Raw genomic sequence first — 16,011 nt, forward strand, 5'->3', positions numbered from 1 at the left:
AGGTATACGCAGAAACCGTAGGAGCGAGGCTTGCCCGCGATGGACGGCGATGCCGTCTTAGGCGTCCTGATAGCTTTCGATCGACGGGCAGGCGCACACCAGGTTGCGGTCGCCGAACACGTTGTCGACGCGGCCGACCGGAGGCCAGTACTTGCCTTCGATCAGCGAGGCCACGGGGTACACCGCCTGTTCACGGCTGTAGGGGTGCGACCACTCGCCAACGATTTCCGCTGCGGTGTGCGGGGCGTTTTTCAGCGGGTTGTCGTCCTTGTCCAGGCTGCCGTTTTCCACCGCGCGGATTTCTTCGCGGATGCGGATCATGGCGTCGCAGAAGCGGTCCAGTTCTTCCTTGGATTCGCTTTCGGTCGGCTCGATCATCAGGGTGCCTGCCACCGGGAACGACATGGTCGGGGCGTGGAAGCCAAAGTCGATCAGGCGCTTGGCGACGTCGTCGACGCTGATGCCGCTGCTGTCCTTGAGCGGGCGCAGGTCGAGGATGCACTCGTGGGCCACCAGGCCGTTGCTGCCGGTGTAGAGCACTGGGTAGTGTTCTTCCAGGCGACGGGAGATGTAGTTGGCATTGAGGATCGCCAGCTGCGAGGCACGCTTGAGGCCTTCGCCGCCCATCATGCGGATGTACATCCAGGTGATCGGCAGGATGCTCGCGCTGCCGAACGGTGCGGCGCAGACCGCGCCTTCCTTGCGTTCCATGGCCGCGTGGCCAGGCAGGAACGGCGCCAGGTGCGACTTGACGCCGATCGGGCCGACGCCCGGGCCGCCACCGCCGTGGGGAATGCAGAAGGTCTTGTGCAGGTTCAGGTGCGACACGTCGCCGCCGAACTTGCCCGGGGCGCAGAGGCCGACCATGGCGTTCATGTTGGCGCCGTCGATGTACACCTGGCCGCCGTTGTCATGGATGATGCCGCAGATTTCGCGGATGCCTTCCTCGAACACGCCGTGGGTCGACGGGTAGGTGATCATCAGCGCGGCGAGGTGCTCGCGGTGCTCGATGGCCTTGGCCCGCAGGTCTTCGATATCGACGTTGCCACGGGCGTCGCAGGCGGTGACCACCACGCGCATGCCGGCCATGTTGGCGGTGGCCGGATTGGTGCCGTGGGCGGACGAAGGGATCAGGCAGATGTCGCGACGGTCGTCGCCGCGGCTCTGGTGATAGGCACGAATGGCCAGCAGGCCCGCGTATTCGCCCTGGGAGCCGGCGTTCGGCTGCAGGGACACCGCGTCGTAGCCGGTGGCGGCGCAGAGCATGGCTTCCAGCTCGCTGGTCAGTTGCTGGTAGCCGGCGCTTTGCTCGGCTGGGGCGAACGGGTGCAGGGCGCCGAATTCGGCCCAGGTGATCGGGATCATTTCGCTGGCGGCGTTGAGCTTCATGGTGCACGAGCCCAGCGGGATCATGGTGCGGTCCAGGGCCAGGTCCTTGTCGGCCAGCTTGCGCAGGTAGCGCATCAGCTCGGTTTCCGAGTGATAGCGGTTGAACACCGGATGGCTGAGGATCGCCGACTGACGCACCAGCGGCGCCGGGATACGGCTCTGTACCGTACTGGCCAGCGCGGCGAAGTCCGGCAGCGCCTGACCGTCGGCCAGCAGGCTCCACAGCGCTTGTACATCGGCCTGGCCGGTGGTTTCGTCCAGCGACAGACCCAGGCGCTCGGCGTCGATCACCCGCAGGTTGATGCGCTGGGCGCGGGCCTTGTCGTGCAGAGCCGCGGTGCGTGCGCCGGTGTGCAGGGTCAGGGTGTCGAAGAAGTTTTCCTGCTCGACCTTGATCCCCAGCTTGCTCAGGCCCTGGGCCAGGATCGCGGTCAGCTGGTGGATGCGCCGGGCAATCCGGCTCAGGCCTTGAGGGCCGTGGTACACGGCGTACATGCTGGCGATGTTGGCCAGCAGCACCTGGGCGGTGCAGATGTTGCTGGTGGCTTTCTCGCGACGGATATGTTGCTCGCGGGTCTGCATGGCCAGGCGCAGCGCCGGCTTGCCGAAACGGTCCACGGACACTCCGACCAGACGGCCCGGCATGTCGCGCTTGAACGCGTCCTTGGTGGAGAAGTAGGCCGCATGCGGGCCACCGAAGCCCAGCGGCACACCGAAGCGCTGGGCGCTGCCGATGGCCACGTCGGCGCCGAATTCGCCTGGTGGGGTCAGCACGGTCAGCGCCAGCAGGTCGGCGGCGACCGCCACCAGGGCATTGGCGGCGTGGAAGCGCTCGGTCAGCTCGCGGTAGTCGAACAGGTCGCCGTTGCTCGCCGGGTATTGCAGCAGCGCGCCGAAGAACGGGCTGACGTCGGTCAGCTTGCGCTCGTCGCCGACCACCACGTCGATGCCCAGCGGCTCGGCACGGGTGCGCAGCACGTCGAGGGTCTGCGGGTGGCAATGGCTGGAGGCGAAGAAGGCGTGGCTGCCCTTGTTCTTGCTCAGGCGCTTGCAGAAGGTCATGGCTTCGGCGGCGGCGGTGGCTTCGTCGAGCAGGGAGGCGTTGGCGATCGGCAGGCCGGTGAGGTCGCTGATCAGGGTCTGGAAGTTCAGCAGCGCTTCCAGGCGGCCCTGGGAAATTTCCGGCTGGTACGGGGTGTAGGCGGTGTACCAGGCCGGGTTTTCCAGGAGGTTGCGCAGGATCGGCGACGGCGTGTGGCAGTTGTAGTAGCCCTGGCCGATGTAGGTCTTGAACAGCTGGTTCTTGGCGGCGATGGCCTTGATCGAGGCCAGTGCGTCGGCTTCGCTCTGCCCGGCGGGCAGGTCGAGGACGCTGGTGCCCTTGATGCTGTCGGGGATCACGCTGGCGCTCAGGGCTTCCAGGGAGTCGAAGCCCAGGCTGTTGAGCATGGCTTGCTCGTCGCCTTGGCGCGGGCCGATGTGGCGCGCGATGAATTCGTTGGCGGTGCTCAGGTTGGCTTGAGTCATGGCGGTTCCTCAGGCGTCGGCGTTGGCTTTGATCAGGCGGTCGTAGGCGTCCTGATCCAGCAGTTGGCCGACAGCGGCGGCGTTCGCGGGAATGAAGCGGAAGAACCAGCCTTCGCCCAGCGGGTCTTCGTTGACCAGCTCGGGGCTGGTTTCCAGGGCCGGGTTGGTTTCCACCACTTCCCCGTCCAGGGGCATGTACACGCCGCTGGCGGCTTTTACCGATTCCACGGTGGCGGCTTCGGCGCCCTTGTCGTAGGCCTGCAGTTCCGGCAATTGCACGAACACCACATCGCCCAGGGCGTTTTGCGCGAAAGCCGTGATGCCGACGGTAACGCTGCCATCGGCTTCGGTACGCAGCCATTCGTGATCTTCAGTAAAACGCAACTCGCTCATGGAAACTCCTCAAGGGGCCAGATTCGTCTGGTGGACGCGATTGAATGCTCGTGCAGGGCCGAGCGGAATGGATAAGCCCTTAGCAAAAATGCGGCCAATGTTTTTTAGTTGTTATTAATCAATGAGTTATGAGTTATTGATGGTGGTCGGAAGCTAACGGCTGTAGCGAAAACGCTACAGCTGGAGGGCCAGGGAAAAGCCTATGGGGATCAAAGCCTTGCGTAGCGCCGATTACAACCGGCTGTAGCGTTATCGTTCCGCTGTAGCGCTTTCAGTACAGGTGGAGGTCGTTTTCAGATGCGACTACGCCACCTGTAGCCGCTGCCGCAGGCTGCGATAAGGCCGAAGGCCTTCGGCGATCTTGAGAGCTTGCGCTCCCTGCGGGAGCGATCGCAGCCTGCGGCAGCGGCTACAACATCAAAAGCCGCGGCAGGTTCAGGGCTTGTTGGGGATGCCGTATTTGCGCAGGCGATGGGCGATGGCGGTGTGGGAGGTCTGCAGTCGGCTGGCCAACTGGCGGGTCGAGGGGTAGTTGACGTAGAGGCCTTCGAGCAATGCCTTCTCGAACTCCTCGACGGCCTGTTCCAGGCTTTCGACTTCGGTGTCGTTCTGGCGCGCCACCGAGGTGCCGGCGATATCCAGGTCGCCGATGTCCACCAGGCTGCTTTCGCAGATCGCCGCCGCGCGGAAGATCACGTTCTGCAACTGGCGCACGTTGCCCGGCCAGCGGTTGCCCAGCAGCGCCGGATAGGTGCCGGGCGCCAGGCGGCAGACCGGGCGCTGGATCTGCGCGCAGGCCTGCTGCATGAAGTAGCGCGCCAGCAACAGGATGTCCTGGCCGCGCTCGCGCAGGGGCGGGACTTCCACATTCAGCACGTTGAGGCGATAGAACAGGTCTTCGCGAAAGCTGCCCTCGGCGACCATCTTTTCCAGGTCGCGATGGGTGGCGCTGAGGATCCGCACATTGACCTTGACCTCACGGTCGCCACCCACCCGGCGAAAGCTGCCGTCGTTGAGAAAACGCAGCAGCTTGGCCTGCAAGTAGGGCGACATTTCGCCGATCTCGTCGAGAAACACCGTGCCCTGGTTAGCCAGCTCCATCAGCCCCGGCTTGCCGCCGCGCTGGGCGCCGGTGAAGGCGCCGGGGGCGTAGCCGAACAGCTCGCTCTCGGCGAGGTTTTCCGGCAGGGCGGCGCAGTTCAGCGCCAGAAACGGCGCGCCGTGCCGCGCACTGATGGCGTGACAGGCTCGCGCCACCAGTTCCTTGCCGGTACCGGTTTCGCCCTGGATCAGCAGCGGCGCATCCAGCGCGGCGACGCGCTGGGCGCGGGCCTTGAGGGTGCGGATGGCCGGGGAGTCGCCGAGCAGGGCATCGAAGCCTTCGGCATGGTCGTGGTGCAGGGCCGACAGGCGTTCGCCGATGCGATTGGGCTGATACAGGGTCAGCAGCGCGCCGGCGTCGGTGATCGGCGTGGCGTCCAGCAGCAGGGTCTGGCCATTGAGAGTGATTTCCCGCAGGGGCAAGCGAAAGCCCTGTTCCAGCAAGGTTTCCAGCAACGCCGGGTCGTCGAACAGCTCGGCCACGCTTTCCCCGGCCGGCTCGCGGCCATAGAGGGCAATCAGCGCCGGGTTGGCCAGCAGCACCTTGCCGGCGCTGTCCAGGGCCAGCACCGGGTCGGTCATCGCCGCCAGCAGGGCGTCGAGCTGCAGGTGGCGGCGCTGGCCGGGCAGGATGTCGACCACCGTCACCGCCTGCACGCCGCGCACGCTGAACAGCGCGTCGCGTAGCTCTTCCAGCACTTGCGGGCTGAGGGTCGGGGCGTCGATGTAGACGTTGGGCGGCACCATCTCCACCGCATCCAGGTTGAGGTTGCGCCCACCGAGCAGGGCCAGGACTTCCTGGGTGATACCGACGCGGTCGATAAAGCTGACGTGGATGCGCATGGGGCGGTCAAGGGTTCTGGAAAACGGAGGGTGGCAAGTATGCCTTGGCGGATGCTGTTTGGTGAAATTCGCCGTGGCCACGGGCTTCTGTAGGAGCGAGGCTTGCTCGCGATAGCCTCAACGATGACGCGGGAAGCCTGGCCTGATACACCGCGGCGTCCTTGAGTTCATCGCGGGCAAGCCTCGCTCCTACAGGTTAAGCGGGCAGGGGAAGCCCGCGACCCACGGGCTGGGGTTACTCGAGGTGTTCGGGGTTGACTGGATCCCCGGATTTCATATTCAACTGCACCCGCACATCCTCAAACATCGCGTCGTAATATTTGTGCAGCGAGCCGATGCTGCTCAGTGCCTTGGGAATCCCATACTTCTCGGCGATTTTCGTCACGTTGCTGGCGAAGTTGTAAGCCTGATCCTTGGGCAGAAAGAACGGTTCATCGAGCTCCTTGCCCTGAATCGTTCCATGCATCTTGAACTGCATCCCTTTGCCTTCCTTGGGGTCCTGTGCGACTTCATAGTCGATACAGATGTTGTAGCTGACATCGTCCTTGGTCAGTGCGTGTCGCTCGATGTGTAAATGACCGGGTTCGAACTGGGCCATGGCTCTCTCCTTTACAAGGCATGGGGAGTGGTGCAGGCCAGCGGCCTGCACCCTGAGTTGCTCTTATCGGTAAGTGATGCCCGGCTGGGCCGTGCTGATGCGCGTACCGGCCTTGCCCTGGACGATCGCTTCGATGTCCGAGAGTGAACCGATCACTGCGACTTTTCCAGTATGGCGGGCGAACTCGCAGGCCGCCTGGACCTTCGGTCCCATGGAGCCGGCGGCGAAGCCGAGCTTTTCCATTTCGTCCGGGTGCGCCTGGGCAATGGCTTTCTGCGACGGCTTGCCCCAGTCGATAAAGGCCGCGTTGACGTCGGTGGCGATCACCAGCAGATCGGCCTCCAGCTGTTCGGCCAGCAGTGCCGAGCACAGGTCCTTGTCGATCACCGCCTCGATGCCCCGGAGCTTGCCATCCTCACCGTACAGGGTTGGAATGCCGCCACCGCCGGCGCAGATCACGATGCTGCTCTTTTCCAGCAGCCATTTGATCGGGCGGATTTCAAAGATGCGCTTGGGTTTCGGGCTAGCCACCACGCGGCGGTACTTGTCGCCATCGGGGGCGATGGCCCAGCCTTTTTCCTTGGCCAGTTTTTCTGCTTCGTCCTTGCTGTAGACCGGGCCGATGGGCTTGCTCGGGTTCTGGAACGCCGGGTCCTTGGCATCGACCTCGACCTGGGTCAGCAGGGTGGCGAAGGGCACTTCGAAATCCAGCAGGTTGCCCAGTTCCTGTTCGATGATGTAGCCGATCATGCCTTCGGTTTCGGCGCCGAGCACGTCCAGCGGGTAAGGCGACACCGAGGTGTAGGCCGCCGCCTGCAGCGACAGCAGGCCGACCTGCGGACCATTGCCGTGGGCGATCACCAGCTGGTTGCCGGGATGGATCTTGGCGATCTGTTCGGTGGCGATGCGGATATTGGCGCGTTGATTGTCCGCGGTCATGGGTTCGCCCCGGCGGAGCAGGGCGTTGCCGCCCAGTGCGACGACGATACGCATAATGCATTCCTTCCAGAATTCGGTGATCCCGTGGGCGCGTGGCTTGCCTGCGATGGTGGGGTGTCAGGTTGGACGCCTTCGCGGGCGAGCCTCGCGCCTACAGGTCGAGGGCCGACCGCCAGGCGGTCGGCCACGGACGTCGGGGTTACAGGTCGGCCAGGGTCGAGACCAGGATCGCCTTGATGGTGTGCATGCGGTTTTCCGCTTGCTCGAAGGCGATGCAGGCCGGCGACTCGAACACGTCGTCAGTCACTTCGATGCCGTTGGCCAGGTGCGGATACTGCTCGGCGATCTGCTTGCCGACCTTGGTATCGCTGTTGTGGAACGCCGGCAGGCAGTGCATGAACTTGGTCCGTGGGTTGCCGGTGGCCTTCATCAGCTCGGCGTTGACCTGGTACGGCAGCAGTTGCTGGATACGTTCGGCCCAGGCTTCCACCGGCTCGCCCATCGATACCCAGACGTCGGTGTGGATGAAGTCGACGCCCTTGACCGCGGCTTTCGGGTCTTCGGTCAGGGTGATGCGGGCACCGCTTTCTTGCGCGTACTGCTTGCAGCGGCTGACCAGGTCGTCATGGGGCCACAGGGCCTTTGGCGCGCAGATGCGCACGTCCATGCCGAGCTTGGCGCCCACCAGCAGCAGGGAGTTGCCCATGTTATTGCGGGCATCGCCCAGGTAGGCGTAGCTGATGTCGTGGATCGGCTTGTCGGCGTGCTCACGCATGGTCAGCACGTCGGCGATCATCTGGGTCGGGTGGTATTCGTCGGTCAGGCCGTTGAACACTGGCACGCCGGCGAACTTCGCCAGTTCTTCGACGATTTCCTGCTTGAAGCCGCGGTACTCGATGGCGTCGTACATGCGCCCGAGCACGCGGGCGGTGTCCTTCATGCTTTCCTTGTGGCCGATTTGCGACGAGTTCGGGTCGATGTAGGTGACGTTGGCGCCCTGGTCATAGGCGGCGACCTCGAAGGCGCAGCGGGTACGGGTCGAGGTTTTCTCGAAGATCAGGGCGATGTTGTTGCCCTTGAGGTGCTGCTGCTCGGTGCCGGTGTACTTGGCGCGCTTGAGGTCGCGGGACAGGTCGAGCAGGTAGCGCAGCTCGCGCTCGGTGTGGTGTTCGAGGCTGAGCAGGTTACGGTTGTGGATATTGAACGCCATGATGATTCTCCAGGGATTCTGTAATCGGCCCGGCCAGCACCGCAGAGGTGCGGCCGGGGGAAAGTCGTTTAGTAATCGATCGGGTCGCGCACGATCGGGCAGGTCATGCAGTGGCCGCCGCCACGGCCGCGGCCGAGTTCGCTGGCGCTGATGGTGATCACTTCCACGCCGGCCTTGCGCAGCAGGGTGTTGGTGTAGGTGTTGCGGTCATAGCCGATGACCACGCCCGGTTCCAGGGCCACCACGTTGTTGCCGTCGTCCCACTGCTCGCGTTCGGCGGCGAAGCTGTTGCCGCCGGTTTCCACCACGCGCAGTTGCTTGAGGTTCAGGGACTCGGCCACCACCTCGATGAACGATTTGTTCTCCCGTCGCACGTCCATGCCATAGGGCTTGCTGGTGTCGGGGCGGATGACGAACGGCACGATCTCCTTGACCACTTCCGGGAAGACTGTGACCAGGTCGCGGTCGCAGAAGCTGAACACGGTGTCCAGGTGCATCGCCGCGCGGGATTTCGGCAGGCCGGCGACCACGACTTTTTCCACCGCGCCCTTGGCGAACAGGGATTGCGCAAGCTGGCCGATGGCCTGGCGCGAGGTCCGCTCGCCCATGCCGATCAGCACCACGCCATTGCCGATCGGCATGACGTCGCCGCCTTCGAGGGTGGCCTGGCCGTGATCCTTGTCCGGGTCGCCGTACCAGACTTCGAAGTCGGCGTTGGCGAACTCGGGGTGGAATTTGTAGATGGCGCTGGCCAGCAGGGTTTCCTGGCGCCGGGCCGGCCAGTACATCGGGTTGAGCGTCACGCCGCCGTAGATCCAGCAGGTGGTGTCGCGGGTGAACTGGGTGTTGGGCAGCGGCGGCAGCAAGAAGCTGGAGTGGCCCAGGTAGTCGCGGTACATCTTGATCACGCTGGCGCCTTCGCTTTCCGGCAGGTCCTCGCCGGCCACGCCGCCGATCAGGAATTCGGCCAGCTTGCGTGGCTCCAGGCTTTCGAGCCAGCTGCGCACTTCGTTGGTCAGGCCGACACCGACGGTGTCGGGGGTGATCTTGCGATCCAGAATCCACTTCAGGGCTTCGGGGTTGTGCACCGTATCGGTCAGCAGGTTGTGCATTTCCAGGACTTCGATCCCACGCTCGCGCATTTTGGTGACGAAGTCGAAATGGTCGCGCTTGGCCTGGTTGACCCAGATCACATCATCGAACAGCAGTTCATCGCAGTTGTTCGGGGTCAGCCGCTGATGGGCCAGGCCTGGGGAGCAAACCATGACTTTGCGCAGTTTGCCGGCTTCGGAATGGACGCCGTACTTAACTTTTTCCGTGGTCATTACCGTGATCCTCCAGAGGTAGAAACAATCGTGCGGTTACAGGGTCAGGAAGCCGTCGTAGAGCCCGTAGGCGGCCAACAGGGCGCCTATGACCACTGCGGCGAAAATCAGCTTCTCGACGTTGGTGAAAATCGGTTTGCCCAACTCCCGCTTGGCCTTGGCGAACAGGATCGCGCCGGGGGCGTAGAGCAGGGCGGAGAGCAGCAGGTACTTGACCCCGCCGGCGTACAGCAGCCAGATCGCGTAGAACAGGGCGATGGAGCCGATCAGCAGGTCTTTCTTGCGTTCGGCCAGGGCCGCTTCGTAGGTTTCGCTGCGCACCGCCAGCAGCACGGCATAGGCCGCCGACCACAGGTAGGGCACCAGGATCATCGAGGTGGCGAGGTAGATCAGCGACAGGTAGGTACTGGCCGAGAACAGGGTGATGACCAGGAAGATCTGCACCATGGCGTTGGTCAGCCACAGGGCGTTGACCGGCACGTGGTTGGCGTTCTCCTTGCGCAGGAACTCCGGCATGGTGTGGTCCTTGGCCGCGGCGAACATGATCTCCGCGCACAGCAGCACCCACGACAGCAGTGCCCCCAGCAGCGAGATGATCAGGCCGACGCTGATCAACACCGCGCCCCAGTGGCCGACCACATGCTCGAGCACCGCCGCCATCGACGGGTTCTGCAGCTTCGCCAGCTCCGGCTGGGTCATGATGCCCAGCGACAGCACGTTCACCAGCACCAGGAACAGCAGCACGGTGATGAAGCCGATCACGGTGGCCTTGCCCACGTCCGAGCGTTTTTCCGCGCGGGCGGAGAAGATGCTCGCGCCTTCGATGCCGATGAACACCCACACGGTGACCAGCATCATGTTGCGCACCTGGTTCATCACGCTGCCCAGGTCAGGGTTCTTCACGCCCCAGATGTCCGCGGTGAAGATGTCCAGCTTGAAGGCGAACAGGGCGATCAGCACGAACAGCAGCAGCGGCACCACCTTGGCGACCGTGGTCACCAGGTTGATGAACGCCGCTTCCTTGATCCCGCGCAGCACCAGAAAGTGCACGGCCCACAGCAGCAGCGAGGCGCCGATCACCGCGGCCGGAGTATTGCCCTCGCCGAAGATCGGGAAGAAATAGCCCAGGGTACTGAACAGCAGCACGAAGTAGCCGACGTTGCCCAGCCAGGCGCTGATCCAGTAGCCCCAGGCCGAAGAAAAGCCCATGTAATCGCCGAAACCGGCCTTGGCATAGGCGTAGACACCACCGTCCAGATCAGGCTTGCGGTTGGCCAGGGTCTGGAACACGAAAGCCAGTGTCAACATACCGACAGCGGTAATAGCCCAGCCAATAAGAACAGCGCCTACATCGGCACTTGCCGCCATGTTTTGTGGCAAGGAAAAGATCCCGCCGCCAATCATCGAGCCGACTACCAAGGCGACTAACGCACCAAGCCGTAGTTTTCCGGGAGTGTCAGACATTGCGTGACTCCATTGCAGGAGAAGAGAGATGTCAGAGTAAATCTGCGAGAAATCCGAACAGCTGATTTAGATCAGGTCATTGCTACATTCCATTGTGAATGAACGACTTAAGCTGTCTTTGCGGAAACCGGTGGGAAGCCTGAAAGCGCCATTCCATAAGGCCTCGGGTTCCGGATGAAAGGTCTTCTCATTGGCGCCAGATTGAAGCTAGCCCGCTTTCAAGAATGCGCAACTCATTAAAAAGTTATAAGGCTGCCCGGCGCGCTGATGGCATTTAGGTTTTATGCATAATAAAAAGCCAAACTATTCAACATGTTCTGATCTTCGTCACATCGCTTGATCCACAAAAGATCAATAATTGACTCTTTTAGTCCGTTTCCAATCTGTGGAAGTTAATTAATTTCATATAGTTTGTTGTCGGACAATTGGACCGGACGCAGAGGTAGGCATGCCACAAACCACACAAAAACTGCGACTCGGCGCCTTGATCGCCCTGGTGGTGGGTTCGATGATTGGCGGCGGGATCTTTTCCTTGCCGCAGAACATGGCGGCCCGGGCCGACGCCGGGGCGATCCTTATCGGTTGGGCGATCACCGCCGTGGGCATGCTGACCCTGGCCTTCGTGTTCCAGACCCTGGCCAACCGCAAGCCTGAACTCGACTCTGGGGTGTACGCCTACGCCAAGGCCGGGTTTGGCGACTACATGGGTTTTTCGTCCGCCTGGGGCTACTGGATCAGTGCCTGGCTGGGCAACGTCGGCTACTTCGTGCTGCTGTTCAGCACCCTGGGTTATTTCTTCCCGGTGTTTGGCCAGGGCAACACCCCGGTGGCCATCGCCTGCGCCTCGGTCCTGTTGTGGGCGGTGCACTTTCTGGTGCTGCGCGGGATCAAGGAAGCGGCGTTCATCAACCTGCTGACCACCGTGGCCAAGATCGTGCCGCTGGTGATGTTCATCGTGATTGCCGCGGTGGCGTTCAAGGCGGACATCTTCACCCGCGACATCTGGGGCCGTGGCAACCCGAACTTCGGCGGGGTGATGGACCAGGTGCGCAACATGATGCTGGTCACGGTCTTCGTGTTCATCGGCATCGAAGGCGCCAGTGTCTATTCGGCCCGGGCCGAGAAGCGTGCGGACGTCGGCCGGGCCACGGTGATCGGCTTTATCGGCGTGCTGGCCCTGCTGGTGCTGGTCAACGTGCTGTCCCTGGGGATCATGAGCCAGCCGGAACTGGCGACCTTGCAGAACCCGTCGCTGGCGGCGGTGCTGGAGCGCATCGTCGGTCCCTGGGGCGCGTTGCTGATCAGCGTCGGCCTGGCGGTTTCCCTGCTCGGTGCCTTGCTGTCGTGGGCGCTGCTGTGTGCCGAGATCCTGTTCGCCACGGCCCGCGACCGGACCATGCCGGCCTTCCTGAAAAAGGAGAACGCCAACCATGTGCCGGTCAACGCCCTGTGGCTGACCAACAGCATGATCCAGGTGTTCCTGCTGATTACCCTGTTCTCCGCCGGGACCTACACCAGCCTGATCTACCTCGCGTCGTCGATGATCCTGGTGCCTTACCTGTGGTCGGCGGCCTATGCGGTGTTGCTCAGCGGCCGCGGCGAAACCTACGAGCGGGCCTCGGCCGAGCGCATGAAAGACCTGTGCATCGGTGGCGTGGCCCTGTGTTACGCGGTCTGGCTGTTGTACGCCGGTGGGGTCAAGTACCTGCTGCTGTCGGCCCTGCTGTATGCCCCCGGGGTGATCCTGTTCGCCAAGGCCAAGCGCGAGCAGGGCGAGCCGTTGTTCACCGGTATCGAGAAGGGCATTTTCGCTTGCGTGGTCGCCGGGGCCAGCCTGGCCGCCTATGGCCTGTACAGCGGTGTGCTGTCGCTGTGAGGCTGGTTTACCAGCCGCCCTATGACTGGCCGGCGATGCTGGCCTTTCTCCGGGCGCGGGCCATCGAGGGGCTGGAGACCGTCAGTGGCGACCGCTACTCGCGCAGCATCAGCCTCGATGGCGTACACGGCTGGTTCAGTGTGAGCCCGGGCGACAGCGATGCGCTGGCGCTGACCCTGCACTTTCCCGATCCGCAGGCCCACGCGCGGATCGTTGCGCGCATCCGCCGTCTGCTGGACCTGGACACCGACCTGGCGCCGATCCATCGGCAACTGTCCGCCGACCCGTTGATGGCCCGCTTGATCGCCTCGCGGCCGGGGCTGCGCGTACCCGGTGCCTGGGACGGTTTCGAGCTGGCGGTGCGCGCGGTGCTGGGGCAGCAGATCACTGTGGTGGCGGCCATCCGCTTGGCGGGCAAGCTGGTGGCGCAGTATGGCCAGCCATTGAGCTGCAAGGAGGCGCCAGCGGGGTTGAGCCATGTGTTCCCCGAGCCGGGGCGGATGGCGGGCGCCGATCTGGCGAGCCTGGGCATGCCGCGCAGTCGGGGCCGAACCCTGTCCGGCGTGGCGCAGGCGCTGCTCGACGATCCGCAGCTGTTTGCCCCCAAGGCCAGCCTCGAACACAGCCTGTCGGCCTTGCGGGCGCTGTGGGGTGTCGGCGACTGGACCGCGCATTACGTGGCCCTGCGCCAGTTCCGTGAAGCGGACGCCTTTCCCGCGGCGGACGTGGGCCTGCTCAACGCCCTGGCGGCGCTCGAAGGCGGACCGGTCAGCGCCAGCCAGTTGCTGGCCCGCGCCGAGGCCTGGCGGCCATGGCGCGGCTACGCGGCGCAGCATTTGTGGACGGCGCTGTAGCCCCCTGATCCCCGTTTCTGTAGCCGCTGCCGAGCCTGCGAGGCTGCGATCGAGGACGCAGTCCTCGCCAACCCTGCGCACGCGGTATGAATGACGTAATGCGCGGCTTTACGTCCGCTTTGCGGCCGATCGCAGCCTCGCAGGCTCGGCAGCGGCTACAGGGGTACGCGTTACAGGCTCACCATTTCGGGCGATGGGCGCCCAGGTCGCTGGCGGGGTAAGCCCATTGCAGGGGCGTGCCGCTGATCTGCAAGGGTACTTGCAGGCGATGGGCCGGGCCCCAGGGTGTCTGCTCTACCAGCAGTCCTTGATCGTCCTGGTCTTCGCCGCGCAAGGCGGGCTCAGCGCTGCCATTGGAGTGCTCGATCAACAGCTTGGCGGTCCGCGCCAGTGACAGCCGTGCGCTGCCGGCGGCCCCGGTTTGCAGTCGTTCGGTCAGGGCGCGGATCGCGGCGGCGGCCATCAGGTAGCCGGTAGCATGGTCCAGGGCCTGCACCGGTAGTGGCACGGGTTTATCCGCCTGCTGCCAGCGCTGGCCGGCCTCGGCAATGCCGCTGCTCATCTGCACCAGGCTGTCGAAGCCGCGGCGGTTCTGCCAGGGGCCGCTCCAGCCATAGGCGTTCAGGCACACATCGATCAGCCCCGGGGCGCAGCGCTGGCGTTCGGCGGCCCCGTAGCCGAGGCGTTCCAGGGCATCGGCGCGGTAGCCGTGCAGCAGCAGATCGGCTTCCCCCAACAGGCCTTCGAAGACCAGGCGATCGGCGACATCGTGCAGGTTCAGCCGGGCGCAGCGTTTGCCCAGGGTGACTTCCGGGACTACGCCGGGCTCGTTCCAGTCCGGCGGGTCAATGCGCAGCACGTCGGCGCCCAGCCCGGCGAGAAAACGGCTGGCGATGGGCCCGGCCAGCACCCGGGTCAGGTCCAGCACCTTGATCCCGGCCAGGGGCCGGGCCAGCGATCCGCGCCAGGGCTGGGCGGCGCTGGCGTTGCAGGTCTGGTAATGCACCAGGGGCTCGGCATTCACGGCCTGCCCCTGGGGATGGGCTTGCCACTCGCTCCAGCCGCGCATCTCGGCGGCGCAGCCTCCGGCGGCGACCACCGCCTGCTCCAGGTCGCTCTTGTTCCACTGTGCGACCTTGGCGGCCATGGCCGGACGATCCGCGACCCGGCCGAGCACCTGTTCGGCTGCCCGCCGATGATGCGGCGCGTTGGTGTGCAGGCGAATCCAGCCGTCCTGGGTGGCGTAGTCGCCGGCGACCGGGTCCCACAGCGGCGGCACGCTCCAGCCCAGCGGGCGCAGGGAGGTGGCGAACCAGAAGGAGGCCAGGCGTTGGTCGACGCTCAGGGTGGGCAGGCGCCCGGTCTGGCTGAGCAACAGCTCGGCCGCCGCCTGGCCGGCCGCGGCGATGCTGGCGCTGGCCAGTTCGGTCACGGCGAAGGCCGAGGGCAGGGCGCCGCTCGAGGTCATGGCAATCGGGGTACGAGGCAAGCCCAGCGCGGCTTGAACAGACGACAGCACATCGGTCATTGCAGGCCCTCCGCAAGAGAGGGGGCAGCATAGATCAAAAAAGTGAAGCGCCGCAGCCCCCGCCCCTTAGGAGCGAAGCTTGCTCGCGATGAACCGGAGAGCGCCGCGTTGAGCCAGTGAGTGCGCGTCATCGTTGGCGACCATCGCGAGCAAGCTTCGCTCCTACAGAATCAGGGGCAAGGTCAAACGCGGAACTGGTCCATCAGCTTCATCTGCTGGGTGGTCAGGGCGTTGAGCTGGCTGCTGACCTGGGCCGATTCGGTGGCCTGTTCGGTGAGGGATTCGGTCACGCTGCGGATCGCCGAGACGTTGCGGTTGACCTCTTCGGCCACCGCGCTCTGCTGTTCGGCGGCGCTGGCGATCTGCAGGTTCATGTCGCTGATCACCGTGACCGCGTCGCTGATCTTGCCCAGGGCCTGCACCGCTTGCTGGATCTGCCCGGCGTTGCTCTGGGCCTGGGCCTGGCTCGAATGCATGGTCGCCACCACGCCCCGGGTGCCGCTCTGGATGCGCTCGATCACCAGGCGGATCTCTTCCACCGAGTCCTGGGTGCGCTTGGCCAGGTTGCGCACCTCGTCGGCGACCACGGCAAAGCCGCGGCCGCTTTCCCCGGCGCGCGCCGCTTCGATGGCGGCGTTGAGGGCCAGCAGGTTGGTCTGCTCGGCAATGCTGCGGATCACTTCCAGCACCGAGCCGATCTGCTCGCTGTTGACCGCCAGGGCCTCGACCTCGACCACCGCCTTGCTGACCTCCTCGGCCAGGGTGCTGATGTCGCGGGTGCTGCGCTCGATGATAGTCATGCCGTCCTTGGCCGACTGGTCGGCGCCACGGGCGGCATTGGCGGCGTTCGAGGCACTGTTGGCGACGTCGTGGGCGGTGGCGCTCATTTCGTTGGAGGCGGTGGCCACCTGGTCGATTTCGCGGAACTGTACCTGCATGCCTTCGCTGGTCTGGCGGGCGATCT

Annotated in this window: 12 protein-coding genes; 2 read left to right on the plus strand and 10 right to left on the minus strand. The window is 64.5% G+C overall.

All coding sequences use genetic code 11. The annotated features are described in order from the left end of the window. Positions 1 to 57: 57 nt before the first annotated feature. From gcvP to arcD (J4E58_RS14870), 8 genes are all read right to left on the minus strand, one after another. Positions 58 to 2,916 carry an aminomethyl-transferring glycine dehydrogenase gene (gcvP, locus tag J4E58_RS14835; protein WP_087090278.1) on the minus strand — a complete coding sequence of 953 codons (2,859 nt, stop codon included), beginning with the start codon at positions 2,914 to 2,916 and terminating at the stop codon, positions 58 to 60. 9 nt (positions 2,917 to 2,925) lie between these two features. After that, complete coding sequence (gene gcvH, locus J4E58_RS14840; RefSeq protein WP_009045251.1) at positions 2,926 to 3,309, minus strand: glycine cleavage system protein GcvH; 384 nt, start codon at positions 3,307 to 3,309, stop codon at positions 2,926 to 2,928. Between the two features lie 435 nt (positions 3,310 to 3,744). Then, positions 3,745 to 5,253, minus strand: coding sequence for a sigma-54-dependent transcriptional regulator (locus J4E58_RS14845; protein WP_009045250.1), 1,509 nt, complete (start codon positions 5,251 to 5,253; stop codon positions 3,745 to 3,747). 235 nt (positions 5,254 to 5,488) lie between these two features. Beyond that, positions 5,489 to 5,851 (minus strand): DUF5064 family protein, encoded by a 363-nt coding sequence (locus tag J4E58_RS14850; protein WP_053262373.1) that lies wholly within the window; start codon positions 5,849 to 5,851, stop codon positions 5,489 to 5,491. A gap of 63 nt (positions 5,852 to 5,914) precedes the next feature. Next, positions 5,915 to 6,844 carry a carbamate kinase gene (gene arcC, locus J4E58_RS14855; protein WP_009045248.1) on the minus strand — a complete coding sequence of 310 codons (930 nt, stop codon included), beginning with the start codon at positions 6,842 to 6,844 and terminating at the stop codon, positions 5,915 to 5,917. A 145-nt stretch (positions 6,845 to 6,989) separates the two neighbouring features. Then, on the minus strand, positions 6,990 to 8,000 hold the full coding sequence (locus J4E58_RS14860) for an ornithine carbamoyltransferase (RefSeq protein ID WP_007926269.1): 1,011 nt from the start codon (positions 7,998 to 8,000) through the stop codon (positions 6,990 to 6,992). A 68-nt stretch (positions 8,001 to 8,068) separates the two neighbouring features. Then, positions 8,069 to 9,325: an arginine deiminase gene (gene arcA / locus J4E58_RS14865; RefSeq protein ID WP_007926270.1), complete on the minus strand. Its 1,257-nt coding sequence runs from the start codon at positions 9,323 to 9,325 to the stop codon at positions 8,069 to 8,071. 36 nt (positions 9,326 to 9,361) lie between these two features. Further along, positions 9,362 to 10,789, minus strand: coding sequence for an arginine-ornithine antiporter (arcD, locus tag J4E58_RS14870; protein ID WP_087090280.1), 1,428 nt, complete (start codon positions 10,787 to 10,789; stop codon positions 9,362 to 9,364). Positions 10,790 to 11,237: 448 nt separating this feature from the next. Between arcD (J4E58_RS14870) and arcD (J4E58_RS14875) the strand changes: the two genes are divergently transcribed. Together arcD (J4E58_RS14875) and J4E58_RS14880 are read left to right on the plus strand one after the other, a co-directional pair. Beyond that, positions 11,238 to 12,665 (plus strand): arginine-ornithine antiporter, encoded by a 1,428-nt coding sequence (arcD, locus tag J4E58_RS14875; RefSeq protein ID WP_087090282.1) that lies wholly within the window; start codon positions 11,238 to 11,240, stop codon positions 12,663 to 12,665. Then, the gene (locus tag J4E58_RS14880; protein ID WP_087090284.1) at positions 12,662 to 13,519 is read left to right on the plus strand and encodes a DNA-3-methyladenine glycosylase; all 858 of its coding nucleotides are present in this window, start codon (positions 12,662 to 12,664) and stop codon (positions 13,517 to 13,519) included. Before arcD (J4E58_RS14875) ends, J4E58_RS14880 begins: the two co-directional genes overlap by 4 nt. Before the next feature lie 178 nt (positions 13,520 to 13,697). Here J4E58_RS14880 and J4E58_RS14885 read toward each other — a convergent pair whose 3' ends face one another. Together J4E58_RS14885 and J4E58_RS32285 are read right to left on the minus strand one after the other, a co-directional pair. Continuing rightward, complete coding sequence (locus tag J4E58_RS14885; RefSeq protein WP_087090287.1) at positions 13,698 to 15,047, minus strand: CoA transferase; 1,350 nt, start codon at positions 15,045 to 15,047, stop codon at positions 13,698 to 13,700. Positions 15,048 to 15,229: 182 nt separating this feature from the next. Continuing rightward, positions 15,230 to 15,985 carry a methyl-accepting chemotaxis protein gene (locus J4E58_RS32285; RefSeq protein WP_370686812.1) on the minus strand — a complete coding sequence of 252 codons (756 nt, stop codon included), beginning with the start codon at positions 15,983 to 15,985 and terminating at the stop codon, positions 15,230 to 15,232. Between the last annotated feature and the right edge of the window lie 26 nt (positions 15,986 to 16,011).

The organism is Pseudomonas sp. FW305-25, from assembly GCF_017351415.1.
In the GTDB taxonomy this organism is placed as follows: Bacteria; Pseudomonadota; Gammaproteobacteria; order Pseudomonadales; family Pseudomonadaceae; genus Aquipseudomonas; species Aquipseudomonas chlororaphis.